General features: G+C 58.4%; 18 protein-coding genes. 6 read left to right on the top strand and 12 right to left on the bottom strand.

The window, feature by feature from the left end; all coding sequences use genetic code 11:
• Positions 1 to 4: 4 nt before the first annotated feature.
• From AC1P02_RS11665 to AC1P02_RS11695, 7 genes are all read right to left on the bottom strand, one after another.
• Positions 5 to 772, bottom strand: a complete 768-nt coding sequence (locus tag AC1P02_RS11665; protein WP_485182267.1) for a DODA-type extradiol aromatic ring-opening family dioxygenase — start codon at positions 770 to 772, stop codon at positions 5 to 7.
• A 254-nt stretch (positions 773 to 1026) separates the two neighbouring features.
• The gene (gene bamJ, locus AC1P02_RS11670; RefSeq protein ID WP_265462176.1) at positions 1027 to 1497 is read right to left on the bottom strand and encodes a BamJ family beta-barrel-assembly machinery protein; all 471 of its coding nucleotides are present in this window, start codon (positions 1495 to 1497) and stop codon (positions 1027 to 1029) included.
• A gap of 139 nt (positions 1498 to 1636) precedes the next feature.
• A complete protein-coding gene (locus AC1P02_RS11675) occupies positions 1637 to 2791 on the bottom strand; it encodes a Na/Pi cotransporter family protein (RefSeq protein ID WP_485182268.1) in 1155 nt (384 codons plus the stop codon).
• A 190-nt stretch (positions 2792 to 2981) separates the two neighbouring features.
• Positions 2982 to 4331 carry an APC family permease gene (locus AC1P02_RS11680; RefSeq protein ID WP_058394310.1) on the bottom strand — a complete coding sequence of 450 codons (1350 nt, stop codon included), beginning with the start codon at positions 4329 to 4331 and terminating at the stop codon, positions 2982 to 2984.
• 448 nt (positions 4332 to 4779) lie between these two features.
• Positions 4780 to 6105, bottom strand: coding sequence for an APC family permease (locus tag AC1P02_RS11685; RefSeq protein ID WP_265433401.1), 1326 nt, complete (start codon positions 6103 to 6105; stop codon positions 4780 to 4782).
• A 207-nt stretch (positions 6106 to 6312) separates the two neighbouring features.
• A complete protein-coding gene (gene gabT / locus AC1P02_RS11690; protein WP_485182269.1) occupies positions 6313 to 7617 on the bottom strand; it encodes a 4-aminobutyrate--2-oxoglutarate transaminase in 1305 nt (434 codons plus the stop codon).
• A gap of 209 nt (positions 7618 to 7826) precedes the next feature.
• Positions 7827 to 9290: an NAD-dependent succinate-semialdehyde dehydrogenase gene (locus tag AC1P02_RS11695; RefSeq protein ID WP_265421287.1), complete on the bottom strand. Its 1464-nt coding sequence runs from the start codon at positions 9288 to 9290 to the stop codon at positions 7827 to 7829.
• Between the two features lie 356 nt (positions 9291 to 9646).
• On the opposite strand from AC1P02_RS11695, the gene puuR reads away from it, so the two are divergent.
• Both puuR and AC1P02_RS11705 read left to right on the top strand, forming a co-directional pair.
• The gene (gene puuR / locus AC1P02_RS11700) at positions 9647 to 10246 is read left to right on the top strand and encodes an HTH-type transcriptional regulator PuuR (RefSeq protein ID WP_005312499.1); all 600 of its coding nucleotides are present in this window, start codon (positions 9647 to 9649) and stop codon (positions 10244 to 10246) included.
• Positions 10247 to 10297: 51 nt separating this feature from the next.
• The gene (locus tag AC1P02_RS11705; RefSeq protein ID WP_485182270.1) at positions 10298 to 11575 is read left to right on the top strand and encodes an NAD(P)/FAD-dependent oxidoreductase; all 1278 of its coding nucleotides are present in this window, start codon (positions 10298 to 10300) and stop codon (positions 11573 to 11575) included.
• A 136-nt stretch (positions 11576 to 11711) separates the two neighbouring features.
• On the opposite strand, the gene AC1P02_RS11710 is transcribed toward AC1P02_RS11705, so the two are convergent.
• Together AC1P02_RS11710 and AC1P02_RS11715 are read right to left on the bottom strand one after the other, a co-directional pair.
• Positions 11712 to 11969 carry a DUF3297 family protein gene (locus AC1P02_RS11710; RefSeq protein ID WP_005312504.1) on the bottom strand — a complete coding sequence of 86 codons (258 nt, stop codon included), beginning with the start codon at positions 11967 to 11969 and terminating at the stop codon, positions 11712 to 11714.
• A gap of 201 nt (positions 11970 to 12170) precedes the next feature.
• Positions 12171 to 13214, bottom strand: coding sequence for a helix-turn-helix domain-containing protein (locus tag AC1P02_RS11715; protein WP_485182271.1), 1044 nt, complete (start codon positions 13212 to 13214; stop codon positions 12171 to 12173).
• Positions 13215 to 13401: 187 nt separating this feature from the next.
• Here AC1P02_RS11715 and AC1P02_RS11720 point away from each other — a divergent pair, with 187 nt between their 5' ends.
• Entirely contained in the window at positions 13402 to 13740 is a 339-nt protein-coding gene (locus AC1P02_RS11720; protein ID WP_430643588.1) for a DUF805 domain-containing protein, read from the top strand.
• Positions 13740 to 14222 carry a hypothetical protein gene (locus tag AC1P02_RS11725; protein ID WP_485182272.1) on the top strand — a complete coding sequence of 161 codons (483 nt, stop codon included), beginning with the start codon at positions 13740 to 13742 and terminating at the stop codon, positions 14220 to 14222. Before AC1P02_RS11720 ends, AC1P02_RS11725 begins: the two co-directional genes overlap by 1 nt.
• Positions 14223 to 14269: 47 nt before the next feature.
• Here the strand turns inward: AC1P02_RS11725 and AC1P02_RS11730 are convergent, their stop codons facing one another.
• Positions 14270 to 14770, bottom strand: a complete 501-nt coding sequence (locus AC1P02_RS11730; protein ID WP_021138069.1) for an SRPBCC family protein — start codon at positions 14768 to 14770, stop codon at positions 14270 to 14272.
• A 187-nt stretch (positions 14771 to 14957) separates the two neighbouring features.
• On the opposite strand from AC1P02_RS11730, the gene AC1P02_RS11735 reads away from it, so the two are divergent.
• Complete coding sequence (locus AC1P02_RS11735) at positions 14958 to 15380, top strand: GNAT family N-acetyltransferase (RefSeq protein ID WP_021138068.1); 423 nt, start codon at positions 14958 to 14960, stop codon at positions 15378 to 15380.
• A gap of 400 nt (positions 15381 to 15780) precedes the next feature.
• Positions 15781 to 16191: an H-NS family histone-like protein gene (locus tag AC1P02_RS11740; protein ID WP_005312526.1), complete on the top strand. Its 411-nt coding sequence runs from the start codon at positions 15781 to 15783 to the stop codon at positions 16189 to 16191.
• Positions 16192 to 16802: 611 nt separating this feature from the next.
• Here the strand turns inward: AC1P02_RS11740 and AC1P02_RS11745 are convergent.
• Both AC1P02_RS11745 and AC1P02_RS11750 read right to left on the bottom strand, forming a co-directional pair.
• The gene (locus AC1P02_RS11745) at positions 16803 to 17909 is read right to left on the bottom strand and encodes a 3-deoxy-7-phosphoheptulonate synthase (protein ID WP_017411906.1); all 1107 of its coding nucleotides are present in this window, start codon (positions 17907 to 17909) and stop codon (positions 16803 to 16805) included.
• Positions 17910 to 18173: 264 nt separating this feature from the next.
• A complete protein-coding gene (locus AC1P02_RS11750; RefSeq protein WP_485182273.1) occupies positions 18174 to 18980 on the bottom strand; it encodes a siderophore-interacting protein in 807 nt (268 codons plus the stop codon).
• Between the last annotated feature and the right edge of the window lie 92 nt (positions 18981 to 19072).

Here is a 19072-nt window from a genome sequence, read left to right on the forward strand (position 1 = left end):
CAGCTCAACCGAACCGGTAGGAGCCCATGTAGAGGCTGCCGCCATCCCAGCTGTCGTGCAGCTTGTGGGGCTTGTCCTTGCCGGCGGCCCCCAGCGCCACAAACAGCGGGCGCAGGTGATCGTCATGGGGGTGTGCTTCCACCGCTCCCGGGGCTCGCGTTCTGTACTCTTCCAGCGCCGGTCGATCGGCGTTAGCCATGGTCTGCTCCAGCCAGTTCACAAAATCGCTGGCCCAGCCGGGGACGGGCGAGTTGTCCGGCCCGAGAGCCCGCAGGTTGTGGGTAATGGCGCCGGAGGCCAGTATGCCTATCCCCTGTTCGCGCAGGCTCTGCAGTGCTTCCCCCAGTTGCCAGAGCTGGGCCGGGCTGAAACTGGCCGGAATGGAGATCTGCACCAGGGGGATCTCGCTGGCCGGATCCATCAGGGAGAGCGGCGACCAGACGCCGTGATCCAGCTCGCGGCGCACCTGTGTGGCCGGCAAGCCCGCCAGCATCAGCTGATCGCCCACCGCCTCCTGCAACCACAGCGGACTCGTTGCCGGCCAGCGAATATGGTAGAGCGGCTCCGGAAAACCGTAGAAGTCATACATGAGCGCCGGATTGGGCTCGACGTTGATCTGCAGGTCCGTGCGGCTGAACCAGTGTGCCGAGATCAGCACCAGTCCATTTATATCGCCAAGGCGCAATGTTTTCAGGAAGTCGGTGGCCGGCTGGTCGCGCAGAACCAGATCCGGAGCGCCGTGAGAGATAAACCAGACGGGGGCGATAGACATGACAAGACTCCATATAAGCTGTGTCGGTACGCATTGCGTACCCGAAACTGGGGTCAGTGCGTCGGGCCACTGACGATGGGGTCATTATCTGCCTGGGATGCAAGGTTAACAATCTAGCATCATGTATAAGCACTGTTCACTATTGGTTGATAGTAACAGTGGTTAGCGTGACAGGGCAGGGCTGCAGATAAGCAGAAACAACAAGGCCAGCGCAGTGCGCTGGCCTTGTCATAAGGCGCTGTCGAGGGACGGACTTACTGGATGCCCAGCAGCTCAACGTCAAAGATCAGCACGGATCCTGGCGGTATTTTGCCAGCGGCACGGTCGCCATAGGCCAGACTGGCAGGGATGTAGAAGCGGGTCTTCTCACCTTCCACCATCAGCTGTACCCCTTCGGTCCAGCCAGCTATCACCTGATTGAGGCCAAATTCGATGGGCTCGCCGCGGGCGACCGAGCTGTCGAAGACGGTGCCGTCCAGCAGCTTGCCCTCGTAGTGCACCTTCACTTTGCTGGTAGCTGTGGGGTGAACCGTGCCAGTGCCCGGGGTCAGTACCTCGTATTGCAGACCGGAGGCCGTGGTGGTCACCAGAGGTTTGTCTTTGTTGCTGGCGAGGAACTCGGCGCCCTTGCGCACATTTTCCACCGCTTGTTTTTTGTTGTTGCTGCTGGAGTAGAAGTAGTAGGCGACACCGGCAATCAGCAGCGCGATCAGAATGAATTTCATCAGTTTTTCCTTAAAGGCAATGAAGGCGGCATCTTATCCCAGTCGGGGAGGGAGGGCGAGCCGGGACGCAGGAGGATGTGATGGGGCAGACAGACGACGAGGGGGCCAAGATCCAGCCCCCTCGCCTCATCAGGGCGGATTACTTAGCCGCCACCATCATGAGGGCGGGCAGGGCGAAGAAGAGCCCGGCCACATAACCCAGTGCCAGCAGCTTGTTCTCGCTACCGACCCGGGCCAGCCCCTCGGCCGCCTTGATGGGCAATTCCCGCAGGAAGGGCACGCCATAGATGAGCGCCACGGCAAACAGGTTGAACAGCACATGCACCAGGGCTATGGTCAGCGCCAGCTTGGCACCGGCACCACTGATGGCGGTGGCCGCCAGCAGGGCCGTGATGGTGGTGCCGATATTTGCCCCCAGGGTGAAGGGGTAGAGCTGGCGGGTGGTGAACAGGCCGCTGCCAGCCAGGGGTATCATCAGGCTGGTGGTGGTGGAGGAGGACTGCACCATGACGGTGACCATGGTACCGGAGGCGATGCCGGTCAGCGGACCACGACCCAGCGCCTTGTGTAGCAGATCCCTGGCACGCCCTACCAGCACTCGTTGCAGTACCTTGCCGAGCCAGGTGACGCAGCCGAGGATCAGCAGTATGCCGATGACGATGGTGGCGATGGCGGCGCCCTTGCCCGGCAAGAAGGCGACCGCGCTGTCGATAAGGTTGAGGGCAGGGGAGATAAGGGGCTTCATAAAGTCCATCCCCTGCATCGACATGTCAGCGGAGCCTACCAGCAGCGTGGCCAGCCACTCGGCGCTCTTTTGCAGCAGGCCAAACATCAGCTCCAGTGGCATGAAGATAAACACAGCCAGCAGGTTGAAGAAGTCGTGCACGGTGGCGGCGGCAAAGGCACGGCGAAACTCGGCCCTGTCCCTGATATGGCCCATGGAGACTATGGTGTTGGTGATGGTGGTGCCGAGGTTGGCCCCCATCACCATGGGGATGGCCATGCCGATGGGCAGGCCGCCCGCCACCAGACCGACGATCACCGAGGTGACAGTGCTGGAGGATTGCACCAGGGCCGTCGCCAGTATGCCGAGCAGCAGGGCGACAAAGGGATTGTTTGCGAAGGCGAAGATCTGGGCTGCGCCCTCGGCGCCGCCGGAGAAGCCCTTGAAGCCGTGGGAAACGGCGCCAACGGCAACCAGAATGATGTAGACCAGTGCGATAACCGTGACCCAGTTGAACAGCGATCTGAAGTGGGATGCTCGCTGTTGTGGCAAGGATTGCGTCTGTTGCATGTAGCCTCTTGAGGACGGTGATACCGTTCGGGGTTGAAGTAGACCCGCGCATTTAATCAAGGCTCTATGACAGAAATATTACAAAGTGACACTTTTATGATGGTTTGATGACAGGACTGCGCAGAGGGCCGGATAGCAAGAAGGGGAGCCATGGCTCCCCTTCTGCTTTTTTGCTGTGTGGCGCGCTCCCTTATTGGGAGTCGGCAGTCTCTTCGTACTGACGGAAGGGAATGCGGAACACCGCCAGACGCAGGAACAGATAGGTGACCCCGAGACCCGCCCAGATCAGGCCCAGCTCCAGGGAACTCTGTTCCAGGTTGATCCAGAGCGCACCGATAGTGGCGGCGCCGAGCAGCGGCAGCAGCAGGTAGAGCAGGTGATCCTTGATGCTCTTGTTGCGCTTCTCGCGTACCCAGAACTGGCCTATGACCGACAGGTTGACGAAGGTGAAGGCCACCAGGGCACCGAAGTTCACCAGCGCCAGCGCTGTGTCGAGATCAAACGACACGGCGGAGAGAGCGAGACAGCCCACCATCAGCACGTTGATGGCCGGCGTCCGGTATTTTGGATGGATGTAGCCAAATACCCGCTCCGGGATCATGCGATCGCGCCCCATGACGTAGAGGATGCGGGACACGCCTGCGTGCGCCGCCATGCCGGAGGCCAGTACCGCCACTGTGGTGCACACCAGCACCACGCTCTGGAAGAAGGCGCCGCCGACGTAGAGGGCGATCTCGGGCAACACGGCATCGGGCTCCTTGAAGCGGGCCAGATCCGGGAAGTAGAGCTGCAGGCAGTAGGAGACCACCACGAAGATGACGCCGCCAATGAGGGCTGTCAGCACTATGGCACGCGGTATCACCTTGCCGGCGTTCGGGGTCTCTTCACTGAGCGAACTCAGGCCGTCGAAGCCGAGGAAGGAGAAGCAGAGGATGGTCGCACCGGTAAAGAGCGGCACCACGCTGGCGGATTCGAAGTGGAACGGCCGGCTGCTTATCAGGGTCGCTGCGCCCTCACCCTGGTAGATGCCCCAGCCCATCAGACCGATGAAGAGGGTGATGATGGCCAGCTGGATCACCACTATCAGGCCATTGAAGTTGGCTACCAGGTTGATGCCGCGCAGGTTGAGGAAGGTCATCACAGTCACCAGACCGAAGATGAAAATCCAGGGATCAACTCCGGGGAACATGGCGGTCAGGTAGATCTTGGCCAGCAGGATATTGATCATCGGCATGAACATATAGTCGAGCAGGGAAGACCAGCCCACCATGAAACCGATGTAGGGGTTGAACACCTTCTGGGCATAGGTATAGGCAGAGCCCGCAGAGGGGAACTTGCGCACCAGATGGCCGTAGCTGAACGCGGTCAGCAGTATGCCGCCCAGCGCCAGCAGATAGGCAGTGGCGACCCGACCTTCGGTAATGTCACCGACGATGGCGAAGGTATCGAACACGGCCATGGGGGTCAGATAGGCGAGGCCCATCACCACCACCTGCCACATGCTGAGGGTTTTTTTCAGACGAACGGGTTGCTGGCTCATTCAGGCTTCCTCCTTGCACGGGTGGCAGGAAGTGGAATGGCTTGAGGCCATGGGACCGGGTTCTCGCGTACTCACAACATCGGTATGCAAACCACAGACGTTGGTCGCGCGGCGACCAAAGCAGGTTCCGGTGGCGACCGGAGACAAAGCAAACAAGAGCCCCATGTTTTTCCTCATTGCGGCATTAGGTTCATCTGAACCTTGATATCATTTCCGGAAGTTGTCCGGCCTCGAGTGGTAATAAAATTTTTCAAAATGAAAAATAACCGATGTGGGATCACATCGGTTATGAAAGCGGCGGGATTTTGCCCCAGATGGGGGGGGAAGACAAGCCACTAAAGGCATTCCGGGCAAGAGAATTATCAATGACCTGTTTTATATCAATAAATGGCGTCGTCACCCGTTCGGGGGAGAGCGGCGCCAGCCCAGTGTTGGCAAGGCTTGCAGCTCAATAGGTTGGCAAGGATACGCGCCAGAAGGTGGTACGCAAAAACAGATAAATTCCCCCTATGGCAGCCCAGATAATGCCGAGGATAAGGGAGGTTAGTTCGAGATTGAGCCAGAGAATCGCGACAGTCCCTGCCCCGCACAGGGGCAGCACCAGATATTGCAGGTGATCCTTAAGGGTTTTGTTGCGCCCCTGACGCACGTAATAGCAGGCGATCACTGACAGATTGACCACGGTAAAGGCCACCAGGGCACCGAAGTTGATCAGGGCCAGGGCGATTTCCAGATCGAAGCTGATGGCCGACAGCGCCAGTATGCCCACCAGCAGGATATTGAACACGGGTGTCTGCCACTTGGGGTGGATATAGCCGAAGGTGCGCTGGGGCAGCACCTTGTCCCGCCCCATCACGTAGAGGATGCGGGAGACACCAGCGTGGGAGGAGAGTCCCGACGCCAGCACGGCCACGCAGGCACAGACCAGCACCACGCTCTGGAACAGCTTGCCGCCCACATAGAGGGCAATCTCGGGCAGCACGGCATCCGGCTCCTTGAAGCGGGAGGCATCCGGGAAGTAGAGCTGCAGGGCATAGGCCACCACCACGAAGATGAGGCCGCCCAGCAAGGCCGTCAGGAAGATGGCCTTGGGGATCACCTTGCCGGCGTTGGGGGTCTCTTCACTGAGGGCGCTCAGGCTGTCAAATCCCAGAAAGGAGAAACAGAGGATGGTGGCGCCGGTCAGCAGTGGCAACACTTCTGTGTTGACGCTGTAGATGGGCTGCAGGCTGACGGTGCCGACCCCTTCACCCTGGGCGATGCCGTATCCGATCAGGGCCAGAAACACCACCATGATGGCGATCTGGATCAAGATGATGACGCCGTTGAGGTTGGCCACCAGATCGATGCCGCGCAGGTTGATGAGGGTCATCAGCGCCGTCATGGCGCAGATGAAGATCCAGGGTTCGATGCCGGGAAACAGGGCGGTCAGGTAGATCTTGGCCAGCAGCATGTTGATCATCGGCAGGAACATGTAGTCGAGCAGGGATGACCAGCCCACCATGAAGCCCACCACGGGGGAGAACTCCTTCTGGGCATAGGTATAGGCGGAGCCGGCAACCGGATAGTGGCGCACCATCTGGCTATAGCTGGTGGCTGTGAACAGCACGCCCACCAGGGCCAGCAGGTAGGCGGTAGTCACATGGCCCTGAGTGATGTCGGTGACGATGCCAAAGGTATCGAACACCACCATGGGGGTCATATAGGCCAATCCCATCACTACCACTTGCCACAGGGTCAGGGTTTGCTTCAATCGAGCCGGGCGTTGAGCCATTGGCCTCTCTCCTCGAATTTGGGGCGTATGTCCCGCGCCGCAGGCAGGCGAAGGACGCGTGACAGTGTGGCTGGCCTTGGAGGGAGCCCAGCGCGCCTGTCATCATTTTTGGGGCGGGGATAATACCGTATGAGCAGGCCGTCCGCGATGGGCGGCCTGCGGTTATCTCACGGTATTTTTCGCCATGACCGATGAAACCGGGTGGATCTAGCTCTGACTAGCGGCGGTGAGCGCCTGTTCCAGCAGAGCCAGCCCTTCCTCGATCAAAGCCGGAGTGGCGGTAAGGGGCGCCAGGAAGCGGATGACGTTGGCCCGCACGCCGCAGGAGAGCAGCACAAGCCCGCGTTTGCCGGCCTCGGCCACCAGCCGTTTGGTGAGGTCCGGGTCAGGCTGGCTGGCATCCCGACCCTTGACCAGCTCCATGGCCACCATGGCGCCGGGGCCGCGAATGTCGCCGATGCAGTCAAAACCCTCGGCCAGCTGATGCAGGCGAGCCTTGATCTGCGCCCCCTGAGCCAGGGCTTTCTGGTTGAGTTGCTCCTCTTCGATCACCTCCAGCACCGCCAGGGCGGCGGCGCAGGCGATGGGGGAACCCGCATAAGTGCCCCCCAGACCGCCCGGCTTGGCAGCGTTCATGATGGCCGCCTTGCCCACCACGGCCGAGAGAGGGAAGCCACCGGCCAGACTCTTGGCGAGTGTCATTATGTCTGGTTCTATGCCGCTGTATTCAGTGGCAAAGGTTTTGCCGGTGCGACAGAAACCGCTCTGGATCTCGTCACAGATGAGCACTATGCCGTGCTGATCGCACAGCTTGCGCAGGCTCTGCATAAAGCTGGGAGAAGCGGAGTAGAAACCCCCTTCACCCTGCACGGGTTCAAGAATGATGGCTGCCACCCGGGCCGGTTCTATATCCGAGCTGAAGCAGAGATCCAGTGCGGCAAGGGCATCGGCCTCGCTCACCCCCAGGTAATCGCTCGGGAAGGGCAGGTGATAGACCTCTCCCGGGAAGGGGCCGAAACCCGTTTTGTAGGGCACTACCTTGCCGGTGAGTGCCATCCCCATCATGGTGCGACCGTGGAAGCCCCCCTTGAAGGCGATGGTGCCGCTGCGGCCCGTGTGGGCGCGGGCTATCTTGATGGCGTTCTCCACCGCCTCGGCGCCGGTGGAGAGAAACAGGGTGCGCTTTGGCGTAGAGCCGGGCACCAGGGCGTTGAGCTTCTCGGCAAGCTCGATATAGCCGGGGTAGGGGGTGACCTGAAAGCAGGTGTGGCTGAATTTTTCGAGCTGTTCACGCACTGCCGCCACCACTTTGGGGTGGTTGTGGCCCGTGTTGAGCACGGCGATGCCGGAGGCAAAGTCGATGTAGCGGTTGCCCTCCACATCCCACAGCTCGGCGTTCTTCGCCCGCTCAATAAACACCGGCAGCAGGGTGCCGACGCCGTTGACCACGGCCGCTTCACGGCGGGCCTGCCAGGCCTGGTTGTTGTCTGCATGGCTATCTGAATGACTCATCTTTCCTCCCTGAGAGGCCTTGGCCCCTGTCTCAATGTGGCGAGCCTCCCAACCGGGAGCGCTCACTTGGTCCTTTTCATGACGGTATGCCTGCAAAGGCACGCTGCAGCTTGATAGCCGGACCCCATCCCGCCCCTCCCTTGGCAGGTCGGGCAGTTTGCTCCTCCTTCTTGAGAAGGGAGAAGCCGGGGTCTGGTATAAATCCGCTCCTAGCGAATGCCCCCAAAGCAGAGATATTTGGTTTCCAGATACTCTTCCAGCCCCTCTGCCGCCCCTTCGCGGCCCAGACCCGACTCCTTGATGCCGCCAAAGGGGGCCAGCTCGGTGGAGATGATCCCCTCGTTGATGCCCACCATGCCGTATTCGAGCTGCTCGGCTACCCGCCACACCCGGGCTATGTCGCGGCCATAGAAGTAGGCGGCCAGCCCGTAGGGGGTGTCGTTGGCGATGGCGATTGCCTCGGCTTCGGTGTCGAAACGTACCAGCGGAGCGACCGGGCCGAAGATCTCCTCCTGCAAAATGGGGTTGGTTTTATCGACATTGCCCAAAATGGTGGGCTGGTAGAACAGCGGGCCGGCGGGATGCGGCTCGCCGCCCACCAGCACCTTGGCGCCGGCGGCTTCGGCCTGCTTGACCAGCTCGGCCACCTTGCTGGCCGCGGCGGGGTTGATCAGCGGGCCTATCTGGGTGCCCTCGCTCATGCCATCCCCCACCTTGAAGCCCTGCACGGCGGCAGTCAGCCTCTCGGCGAAGGCATCGTAGACACCGGCCTGCACCAGGATACGGTTGGCACAGACGCAAGTCTGGCCCGCGTTGCGGTACTTGGAAGCGAGCGCCCCGGCGATGGCGGCGTCGAGATCGGCATCGTCAAACACGATGAAGGGGGCGTTGCCACCCAGCTCCAGCGACAGCTTCTTCATGGTGTCGGCGCACTGGCGCATCAGCAGCTTGCCGATGCGGGTCGAGCCGGTGAAGGAGAGCTTGCGCACAGCCTTGTTGTTGCACAGCTCGTTGCCCACCGCTGACGAGTGATGGGTAGTAACGATATTGATAACGCCAGCCGGAATGCCGGCCGCTTCCGCCAGCGCAGCCAGCGCCAGCGCGCACAGCGGAGTCTCGGCGGCAGGTTTGATGACGATGGTGCAACCGGCTGCCAGTGCCGGTCCCGCCTTGCGGGTGATCATGGCGATGGGGAAGTTCCATGGCGTGATGGCGGCGACCACCCCCACCGGCTGCTTGATGGTGGCCAGACGCCTGTCGCTGGAAAAACCCGGAATGGTGCGGCCATAGGCGCGCTTGCCCTCTTCTGCGAACCACTGGATAAAGCTGGCGCCGTAAGCCACTTCCCCCTTGGCCTCGGCCAGCGGCTTGCCCTGCTCGCAGGTCATGATGCGAGCCAGCTCGTCCTGATTGGCCATGATGAGTTCAAACCAGGCGTAGAGTTTGTTGCTGCGCTCCTTGGCCGTGAGGGCGGCCCAGGGCGCTTGCGCCGCACTGGCGGCCTCGATGGCGCGGCGGGTGTCCACCTCGTCCATGTCGGGTACCTGGGTGATGATCTGGCCATTGGCCGGATTGAGTACCTCGAAGTGGCGTCCGCTATGCGCCTCGCACCAGCGACCATCTATATAGGCAAGGGACTTGATCAAGGAGAGAGCGGGTTGTGATGCTGACATAGAAGGAAGCCTCGATTGTGGGTCAGGGTGGCCAAGGGATCCTGTGCTGCCACCGTATAGAATAATAAGCACAGAAAGACCATAAATTGAGCTTAAATGTTTTTCAAGTGTTAAATATATTTGAGTAAACGGGGCGCTGCATGCTAGAAATGGAGCTGTTAGGGCGATTTTACCGGTTTTTGTGGGATTGAGTGTGCAAAATAATGAACGGCACGTGCCGTGCAGGATAACGAACAGGTCCGGCAATGTGACTCGCTATTTTAACCGGTTGCGCCCTCGAACCGATCCGCAAGCACACTCGACAGGCACACAAGCAGATAAATACGCAAGTCGGCAGGCACACAAGGAGGTGGGCGATGCAGCAACCACAAGCAGAGGCAAAGCGGCAGACCATGACAGCTAACCCGCTGATGGACAAGAGTATGGGGGAGCGCCTCGCCGCCACACGCCGCCGTCTCGGGCTCTCCCAGCGACGGGTCGCCGAGCTGAGCGGGCTGACCCACGGCGCCATCTGCATGATAGAGCAGGACAAGGTGAGCCCGTCGGTGGCCTCCTTGCAGAAGCTGCTTAACGTCTATGAGTTGCCGCTGTCGCGTTTCTTTGCCGAGGAGGAGGGGCGTGCGCCAAGCGTAGTGATCAAGGCCGAGCAGCTGATCGAGCTGGGCAGTCAGGGGGTTTCCATGAAGCTGGTGCACAACGGCAATAATCGTCGCCAGCTTGGCTTCATGCTGGAGACCTATGCCCCCGGCACCGACACTGGCGGTCAGGTCAAGCATCTGGGGGAGGAGGTCGGTACCGTGCTGGAAGGGTCTGTGATCCTGACGGTGGCCGGGCAGACCTATCCACTCAGCGCCGGGGACAGCTATGTGATCGACACAGGCGAGCCCCACAGTTTCAGCAATCCGTCGGGGCAGACTTGTCGCATCGTCAGCGCCCATACCCCGGCCAACTTCTAGTGTCGAGACTACGTCTCGTTTGGGAAAAGAACCGGTAAGGAAACAGGGATCATGACCGAGCATGTAAACAGTTACTACGCAGCCAGTGCCAATCAACACGCATCCTATCCGACATTGACCGAGCAGCTTGAGTGCGATGTCTGCATCATAGGGGCAGGTTACACCGGCCTTTCCAGTGCGCTGCATCTGGTAGAAAAGGGCTATTCGGTGGTGGTGCTGGAGGCGGCCCGGGTAGGCTTTGGCGCCAGCGGTCGCAACGGCGGCCAGATCGTCAACTCCTACAGCCGCGATATCGACACCATAGAAGCGAACTGCCCGCCGGATCAGGCAAAGCTGCTCGGCTCCATGTTGTTTGAAGGGGGGCAGATCATCCGCGAGCGGATCAAACGCTACAACATTCAGTGCGACCTGCAGGAGGGGGGCGTCTTTGCCGCCGAGACGGAGCGCCAGCTCCATGAGCTCAAGGCCCAGCAGGCCCGTTGGCAGAAGTGGGGCAACGACAAGCTGGAGCTGCTCGACGGGGACGGGATCCGCGAGGTGGTAGCGAGTGATCGCTACGTCGGCGGCCTGCTCGACAAGAGCGGCGGCCATATTCACCCCCTCAACCTGGCGCTGGGGGAGGCCGAAGCCATCCGCATGCAGGGGGGGCGGATTTTTGAGCAATCCGCCGTCACCAGCATTACCCCGGGCCAACCGGCACTGGTGAAGACCGCCAAGGGGGTGGTGAAGGCGCGCTTCGTGGTAGTGGCCGGCAACGCCTATCTCGGCAACCTGGTGCCCGAGCTCGCTGGCAAGAGTATGCCCTGCGGTACCCAGGTGATCGCCACCGAGGTACTGGGGGAGGAGCGGGCTCGTTCCCTGTTGCCGCAAAATTACTGCCTGGAAGATTGTAACTACCTGCTCGACTACTACCGCACCTCCGGCGATCACCGTCTGCTCTACGGCGGTGGCGTTGTGTATGGCGCGCGGGATCCGGCGGATATCGAACGGCTGATCATCCCCAAGATGCTCAAGACCTTCCCGCAGCTGGCTGGCGTCAAGGTGGAGTACACCTGGACCGGCAACTTCCTGCTGACCCTGTCGCGCCTGCCGCAGTTTGGCCGCATCGGCCCCAACATCTATTACATGCAGGGTTACAGCGGCCATGGTGTCACCTGTACCCATCTGGCGGGCAAGCTGCTCTCCGAGGTATTGAGCGGTCAGGCTGAACGCTTCGATGCCTTCGCCAAGCTGCCGCACTATCCCTTCCCCGGTGGCCGCCTGTTCCGTATCCCCTTTACCGCCGCCGGCGCGGCCTGGTATACCCTGCGCGACCGTTTGGGGGTGTAAGCGCCGCTGATTCTGCCCGCAAGTCGTTCACCTTGGCAGATGCCAGAAACAACAAGGCCACCGTTATGGTGGCCTTGTTGTTGACTGCAGTGACAGACCCGCTGGCCAGGTAAGCCGAAGAGGCAGGCCGCAGCAGTTAAACGGACTCGATATAGTAGGCCTCAACGGTGCCTTTCAGGGTGATCAGGATCGGCTGACCGCGACGATCCAGCGCCTTGGGGGAGGGGATCTTCACCCAGCCTTCACTGATGCAATACTCCTCGACATCGGTGCGCTCTTTACCATTGAGTCGAATACCGATCGGGTGTTCGAAACAGGCTGCGACATGGTGCGGGCTGCGCGGGTTGCCCGCAAGGTGATCCGGCAGTGCCGGTTTGGTGTTGGTATCGCTCATCAATATGACCTGAAATGGGTAAAAAGTGCGTCATTGTAGAGAATGCCGTCATGGCATTCAAGGTGGTCATAAAGCCCATAAGCAGCACCCGCCGCCAATTTTTGGGGCTGCATTATCGCTCGTTGGTGTTCAGGATGCTTATTGGCTTTTTCGGTCAGTGTCGGGCTTGGCTGACCGTTTGACATGACGGTGCGCAACATATTAACAGGACTGCGTTTCGCTTTGTTTTCTGAATGCACTGGGTGTCAGGCCCGTTAGGCGAGAAAATTCGCGATTAAAGTTGGATTTGGTCTGGAAGCCCGCATTCATCAATATCTGGGTGACGGTTTCATCTGTCGTCAGTAGCGCTTTTTTTGCATGCTCGATACGATATTCATTGATCACTCTGGATATGCTTTTTTTATGTACCTGATTGACCGCCGTCGAGATCTGTTTGGCGGGAATGCCCAGCTTGCGCGACAGCATTGCCAATGTCAGATCCGGATCTAGATAGCTTGCTTTTTCTTGCATCAGCTTATCCAGCATGACGGTAATCTCGCTGGCACGCTCTTCTGTCAGCAATGGTTCCGCGCTTGGCACCTTGGATATATGCGGTTTCTCTGGTTTACCAACCTCATCAAATGATGGCGTATTGACACCCACCATGATTACGGCAAGTGCCAGTGCTGGCAGCAGTATCAAGTGACCTAGCGTTAGAATATAAAGGGAAAACTTGCCCTGATTAACTGCAAAGTCGATGGATATGGCGGTATCGATCACCGCAGAGAATAATAGCATCCAACCCGCTGCGTTTTCGGCCCTTTTTACTCCTTCCCAATGACTTAACGAGACATGGATGAGGAGCGGCTCCTTCGCAGAATAACGTACCAGAGCAATACCATAAAACAGATAAATTGCAGTGAGGATCTCATCCAGAGGTAGTGCAAAAAAGGAGTGAGTAAAGAGGCTGACTGCCACCAATATAGGCCCGATGGCATGTTTATAAGCAATTCTGCCTGTGTCGGTGCTGGTACGGGTAAAGATGTGCCAGGCCGCGACCGGGATGAGTGATGCAAGTATTGGCTGGGCAAAACTGAAGAGAGCAATATCGAAAGTCCAGCGAAGCCCTACAAGTCCGGTGGTAGCCGCACAGAGCGCCAAAAACAGGCAAGCCGTTTTTGCTTGTTCGGCCAATCGCACATACAGGGTCACTGCCAGCAAGGCCAGCATTAGAGAGACAACGAAGGGTACGGGAATTGCGAGCATAACTGATCCTGATCCCAGCCATGGTAGTGAAAAGATAACGTCATGCCAGCATAACGGTTCGCATCCACGTAAAGAAGAATGTCACGGACAAAGACAGGTTTTAGCACGTCCTCAAACCGGTTTCAGGACGTCTCACGCCGCGTTCGCCACCAAGATGGGTGACCAAATAACGCTGGAGATATCCTGAATGTTCTCTTTTTATTTACTTGCGTGGCGCCGTTACTTTGATTTTTCCGGTTTCTCCTCCAGAAAGGAGTTCTGGATGTTCATGTGGGTGCATTTGTTGGTCACTCTTATGTGTATCGCACTGGATGTACGTCTGGATGATATGACCTGGCTGGATATGGGCTATGGCGTGGCAAGTGCCATTCCCGTGGTTGCACTTGTCGTCCGCCGTCTGCACGATATTGATCGTTCGGGATGGTGGGGCTGTGTCTTTTTTGTCCCTGTCATCGGCCCCTTTGTGTTGATCTATTTTCTCTCGCAGCCTGGCGATTCATACGCTCAATCAGCGAGGAGGACATAATGAAACATTATCTATGGTTGCTCATGCTGGCGTGTCCGGTCCTGCTCGCCGAGACTGTTGATATTCATGATTTCCCCAAGGGGGCGCTGGGTATATTGTCGGTAGAGCGTTTGACTCAGGGAAGTCTTTTATGGATGCAGGGGCGAGTTGGTGAAGGGAGCTATACCACAGCTGATAGCGAAGGTCGCCACTGTACAGTCAAGGTACCGGTTGTGGTTGGGCGGGTAGTAAATACCGGGCTGGGAATAGATTCAGTGACGGGACTGTCGATCATTGTGATGAATCAACAGCTAAGTGACGCCTTGATGAAGGGCGAGCGTATTAATAGTAACGAATGGCATTTTGCCGGGGTGGCAGAACAGTTGTCAGCAGATGGCTACATAGTAAAAGGCATTGAGGCAGATGAAGGGTTTGTTCTAAATTCAAAACGGCGCTGGATTTCCTGGCTGCTGGATGACAAACCCGCGTTGAACTGCCGCTAATTGAATATAAAAAACACCGCCAGCTGGCGGTGTTTTGATATGTCGGCTTATTGGGCCAGTGATTTCAGTTGCTGCTTGTCCGGCGGGTTATTCCAGTCGATGGGGCCGTGGGTGAAGCGATACTGCAGGCGGGGCAGGCTGGTTTCCAGCCACTCTTCCCGAAAATAGGCGTAGCCCTGATCCCAGTCGGGATCGTTTGCCCAGCCGCTTTGCAGGAAGTAGAGGCGAGTACCCTGACCTTCAGGCACAAAACGCAGGCTGACCTGAGTTTTTTGCAGACGAATATGGGGCAGGGAGGGCGGAAAGTTCCAGCTGAAGCTGAGCAGGTCGTGGGGCATGACAGCCATCACCCGACAGCCTTCGCTACCACGTTCACCCAGCGGGGCATCGGGCCTGAAATAGATCTCGAAGGGACCATTCGGTTCGGGCACCATCAGGCATTCCGGCGCCAGGAAGCTGCGCAGGCCGCTCTCGGTTGTCCAGGCACGCCAGACATCGTCGATATGGGCCGGAACAAAGATGTTACCTTCTATCTGCTTGTTATCCATAAATCAGCGAGCCTCAAACCATCCATACATGGGACTCAGGCAGTATAGTCCCATGGGCGATAAAATGGACAGAGGTGTGTCACACCCGTGCCATCGGTCGGCCGTTATCCTAACCATGATATTTGACACTGTGTGGCGATCCATCCGACAGTGTTGCCAAGTGATAATAGTGACGAAGGAAGGCCTGATGATCAGAGTCATGCGAGAGACGGATATTCCCCAATTGGCGCAGCTGTACCTGAAGGGGCGGCGTCAGACCTTTCACTGGGTCGACCCTTCCCACTTTCGGCTGGAGGATTTCGACGAGCATACCCGGGGCGAGCAGCTCTGGGTGGCTGAACAGGGTGGCACCCCTTGCGGGTTTGTTTCCATCTGGGGAGATGAGAGCTTCGTGCATCATCTCTACGTGTCGGCCGACTGGCATGGTCAGGGGCTGGGGCGGGCACTGCTGACCCAGGGGTTGGCGGCTTGTCGGAAGCCGGCCTCACTCAAGGTGGCGACCCACAATACCTCTGCTCTGGCCTTTTATCATCGCCTCGGCTGGCAGAATACGGAGGAAACGGGTCACTGCGAGATCACAGGCCCCTGGCGTCGCTTGATCCTCAAATAACATGATGTGAAGCGCGAGGGTGAGAATATAGGGATGGCAGGCATGGGGCGCTATGGGGCAGTAATATATAGCGCCATTCGTCTACCTTGAGCCTCGTCTGAGTGGTACAGGTTTTAACCACAATGGCCAATTGTGAAAATAGCTGACATAAGTGTGATGAGAAATATGCCAGGGTGTGTCCGTCTATTTGTCAGGCACGCCGGGGAGAATTGTGTGGTGAGCGATCACGGCGGTTACGACAATGAGCAACGAGTGAATAAAGTCGCTGGCATATTCAGCCAATCGTTTTTGTTAAGAAAGTGACAGGAACTATAAAAACAGTATGTTGTTATCAAACAGGCATGCTATTCTCAAGCTGTGTTATCCCTGTGACAAACAAAAATAATTTTGTGAGGAAGTAATGAACGAATTTCTGAAAGTTCTGCTGAACATTCGCAGCCTGCGTGCTGCCATCCGTGAATTGCCGTTTGAACAGCTGCAAGAAGCGAAAGAAAAGTTTGAGCTGGTATATAACGAGCGTGCCGAGTCTGTCGAGCAAGAGCGTGCCGAGCAGGAAGAGCGTCAGCGCAAGCTGAGCGAGTTCACCGAAATGCTGCAGCAAGCCGGTATTGATCCCCGTGAGCTGATCAACAGTGCCGCTGCCCCAGCCGCCACTGCTGGCGCCGCCAAGAGCAAGCGCGCACCACGTCCTGCCAAGTACAAGTATCAGGAAGATGGCCAGGAGAAGACCTGGACCGGCCAGGGCCGTATGCCGAAAGCCATTGCCGAGCAAGTTGCGCTGGGCAAGGATCTGAATGATTTCCTGATCTGATCCACCGGATCGATCATGAATGATGCCGCCCGCGAGGCGGCATTATTATTTGTATTCACCGAAGTATTCTCCTGTCAATTCCCTCCTCACTTTGTGCCGTCCCTGTTTGTCGCAGTGCGACAGCATACTGTCAGCCGTGATGCTTGCCTCCCTTATTGGACGATTAATTGTCATGTGTGCATCGGCTTGTGGTTTCCCCATCTTGTATTGCCAGCAGTTCACCGACGACCAATAGAAACGAGTCACTGGACTCATACAGCCCATTGTATATTCGCCTCTACCATTCCCCAGAAAATTAGGGGGCATTAAGCTGCCCGCAAGCAAGCTACGATTCTTTTTACTCATCGAAGGGCTTTTTCCATTAACTGGCATGTTTTTCAGTTTTATCTGACATGGTGTAAAGGGGAGCCTGTATGCCGGTTGCTGGTCATCGAGTGAAGAAAGAAGAGAGGTAGCTCGGATATTTTCTTTATCCCATCCAAAGCCCGCACCCTATGGTCTTTATCCTGAACGGATAAGTCTGGGCCATTTTATTTGGCGACCTGGCGGACTAAATGGTAATGACGGGACTTGCAGATAATAAGGCTCCCGCTGGGGGAGCCTTCTCTTGTTCAGCTGGCCAATTGGGCATCCCAGTGTACCGTTCCGGGCTGGCGTCGGGTCCGGCTCTGGCGACGTAACTCGACAGCCTCGGCCAGCATGGCGAGCAGGGTCTGGGTATCGTCCCAGCACAGGCAGGCGTCGGTGACCGACTGGCCATAGGCGAGTTCGTTCAATGGCGCAGGCTTCTGGCTGCCCCCTTGCAAGAAGCTCTCGACCATGACGGCGGCGATGGCGTCGCTGCCTTCCCCCAGCTGACGGCAGAGCTCACCTGCCACCCGGATCTGGTTTTTGTGCAGTTTCTGGCTGTTGCCGTGGCTGCAATCCACCATCAGGCGGTGGCTGAGCCCCTGCCGCGTCAGGCGTTCGGCGGCATCCTCCACGTCGCTCTGGTGATAATTGGGGCGGGTGCCGCCACGCAATATGATGTGGCCTGCGGGATTGCCTTCGCTCTTGATCACCACAATGCCGCCCTGACTGCCCGGTGCGGTGAACAGATGAGAGGCTTCACTGGCCTGGATGGCATCGATGGCGACCCGGATATTGCCGTCCGTGCCGTTCTTGAAGCCGACAGGGCAGGGCAGCGCCGAGGCCAGCTGACGGTGCACCTGGGATTCGGTGGTGCGGGCGCCGATGGCTCCCCAGCTGATGAGGTCGGCAAGATAGAGGAAGCTGGTGGTATCGAGAAACTCGGTGGCGGTGGCCAGCCCCAGCCGGTTGATGTCGAGCAGCAACTGACGTGCCAGCCGCAGGCCGTGACCTATGTCGTTGCTGCCATCCAGATGGGGGTCGAATACCAGCCCCTTCCAGCCCACTGTGGTGCGTGGCTTCTCGAAATAGGTGCGCATCACTATCTGCAACCTGTCTTGATAGGCGTCGGCCAGCCGTACCAGCCGCTGTGCGTAATCGAGGGCGGCGAGGGGATCGTGGATGGAGCAGGGACCTATCACCACCAGCAGGCGATCGTCTTCTCCTGTCAGGATCTGGCGAACCTGCTGGCGATGGTGATCGATCTGCGCTGCAACCTCGCTGGGACAGGGATGAAGTGCCAACAGGTCGGCAGGAGTGGGAAGAGCCTCCACCGCGAAGGCGCGCATTACTGAGTTCAAAACTGCCATCTGGATTACCTTGCTGTGCAAACGGGAGTGAATGACGTGCGCTCCACATCCAAACCCAGGGCATGGAGAGAGGCTGCAATGGGGCGTCATCACTGTTTATTGTTGAGAGTGATTATCATTATCTGGTTGTTTGCATCAAATCAAGCACAACCGCTCGGATCACCACAATGGGGGGCAAGGAGCAAATCAGGGGAGTGCACATAGCAATCAAGCCCATGACAGGCAGGCCATGAGCTTGATATTCAAAGGAAAAAAATGGGCAGATCAGCTGTCCATCACATCGTGACGGGCGTGGTGATAGGCCTCTTCATCCTTGCCGTGGCGCCAGTAGGGGACTGCGTAGACCCGAGTGCGATCCACTTCCAGGGTGCGCCTGACGTGACGGCGCAATGGCACCACCAGCCCCTCTTCACCGCCGAACCAGAAGTAGCTCGCCTGCTCCTGCATCGGCAGGGCGGTGAAATACGCCACCAATGGCTCAGTCTGCTCGGGGGTGCCGATAAACCAGCGCAAGGTCACGCCCGCGGGTAGCGACAGATCCTGCACATCTTCCTGATAGGGTACCAGCAGGGCGATATGGCCCTGGGCGTCGGCGGGCATTACCTCGGCCATGGCACTGATGGCGGGCAGGGAGGTGAGGTCACCCACCATGTAGTAGTGCCTGGCGGGCTGCAGCATGGGATCCGGGCCACCCAGGCCCGAGATAGCAAGCAGATCGCCGGGTTTGACCTGCATGGCAAAGCGGCTGGCGGGGCCGGCATCGTCGTGCAGCGCGAAGTCGATGTCCAGCTCCAGTGCCTCGCGACGAAATGCCCGTATGGTGAAGGTGCGCATGATGGGGCGCTGGCTCGGGTCTTCCCAGCGCGGCCCCTGCGGGGTGGGCGTGGGCAGTACGGCGTGGGTCTGGCCCGGCTGTGGCAGCATGATCTTGATATGGGCGCCGCCGCAGGTGAAGGGGTAGTCAGCGAGTTCCGGGCTGGTCAGGCAGACTCGGCGCAGGTGCGGGCTCACATCCCGGACGTGTTTGACCGTGAGCAGACGAGGGCGATTGACCGGGGTGGGCTGAGACATATGAATACTCCTGACTGACAATGGCGCCCATTTTTCATGAAATGAAAACTATTATCAATTGCTTTGTGTGACAGGCAATCAGGAAGGGGACA

Source organism: Aeromonas sp. TS_SC_11, assembly GCF_057318915.1.

What these genes read in the sequence shown, in the direction of transcription:
- AC1P02_RS11665 (WP_485182267.1), bottom strand. Translation starts at nt 772, where the DNA reads ATGTCTATCGCCCCCGTCTGGTTTATCTCTCACGGCGCTCCGGATCTG.
- bamJ (WP_265462176.1), bottom strand. Translation starts at nt 1,497, where the DNA reads ATGAAATTCATTCTGATCGCGCTGCTGATTGCCGGTGTCGCCTACTAC.
- AC1P02_RS11675 (WP_485182268.1), bottom strand. Translation starts at nt 2,791, where the DNA reads ATGCAACAGACGCAATCCTTGCCACAACAGCGAGCATCCCACTTCAGA.
- AC1P02_RS11680 (WP_058394310.1), bottom strand. Translation starts at nt 4,331, where the DNA reads ATGAGCCAGCAACCCGTTCGTCTGAAAAAAACCCTCAGCATGTGGCAG.
- AC1P02_RS11685 (WP_265433401.1), bottom strand. Translation starts at nt 6,105, where the DNA reads ATGGCTCAACGCCCGGCTCGATTGAAGCAAACCCTGACCCTGTGGCAA.
- gabT (WP_485182269.1), bottom strand. Translation starts at nt 7,617, where the DNA reads ATGAGTCATTCAGATAGCCATGCAGACAACAACCAGGCCTGGCAGGCC.
- AC1P02_RS11695 (WP_265421287.1), bottom strand. Translation starts at nt 9,290, where the DNA reads ATGTCAGCATCACAACCCGCTCTCTCCTTGATCAAGTCCCTTGCCTAT.
- puuR (WP_005312499.1), top strand. Translation starts at nt 9,647, where the DNA reads ATGCAGCAACCACAAGCAGAGGCAAAGCGGCAGACCATGACAGCTAAC.
- AC1P02_RS11705 (WP_485182270.1), top strand. Translation starts at nt 10,298, where the DNA reads ATGACCGAGCATGTAAACAGTTACTACGCAGCCAGTGCCAATCAACAC.
- AC1P02_RS11710 (WP_005312504.1), bottom strand. Translation starts at nt 11,969, where the DNA reads ATGAGCGATACCAACACCAAACCGGCACTGCCGGATCACCTTGCGGGC.
- AC1P02_RS11715 (WP_485182271.1), bottom strand. Translation starts at nt 13,214, where the DNA reads ATGCTCGCAATTCCCGTACCCTTCGTTGTCTCTCTAATGCTGGCCTTG.
- AC1P02_RS11720 (WP_430643588.1), top strand. Translation starts at nt 13,402, where the DNA reads ATGTTCTCTTTTTATTTACTTGCGTGGCGCCGTTACTTTGATTTTTCC.
- AC1P02_RS11725 (WP_485182272.1), top strand. Translation starts at nt 13,740, where the DNA reads ATGAAACATTATCTATGGTTGCTCATGCTGGCGTGTCCGGTCCTGCTC.
- AC1P02_RS11730 (WP_021138069.1), bottom strand. Translation starts at nt 14,770, where the DNA reads ATGGATAACAAGCAGATAGAAGGTAACATCTTTGTTCCGGCCCATATC.
- AC1P02_RS11735 (WP_021138068.1), top strand. Translation starts at nt 14,958, where the DNA reads ATGATCAGAGTCATGCGAGAGACGGATATTCCCCAATTGGCGCAGCTG.
- AC1P02_RS11740 (WP_005312526.1), top strand. Translation starts at nt 15,781, where the DNA reads ATGAACGAATTTCTGAAAGTTCTGCTGAACATTCGCAGCCTGCGTGCT.
- AC1P02_RS11745 (WP_017411906.1), bottom strand. Translation starts at nt 17,909, where the DNA reads ATGGCAGTTTTGAACTCAGTAATGCGCGCCTTCGCGGTGGAGGCTCTT.
- AC1P02_RS11750 (WP_485182273.1), bottom strand. Translation starts at nt 18,980, where the DNA reads ATGTCTCAGCCCACCCCGGTCAATCGCCCTCGTCTGCTCACGGTCAAA.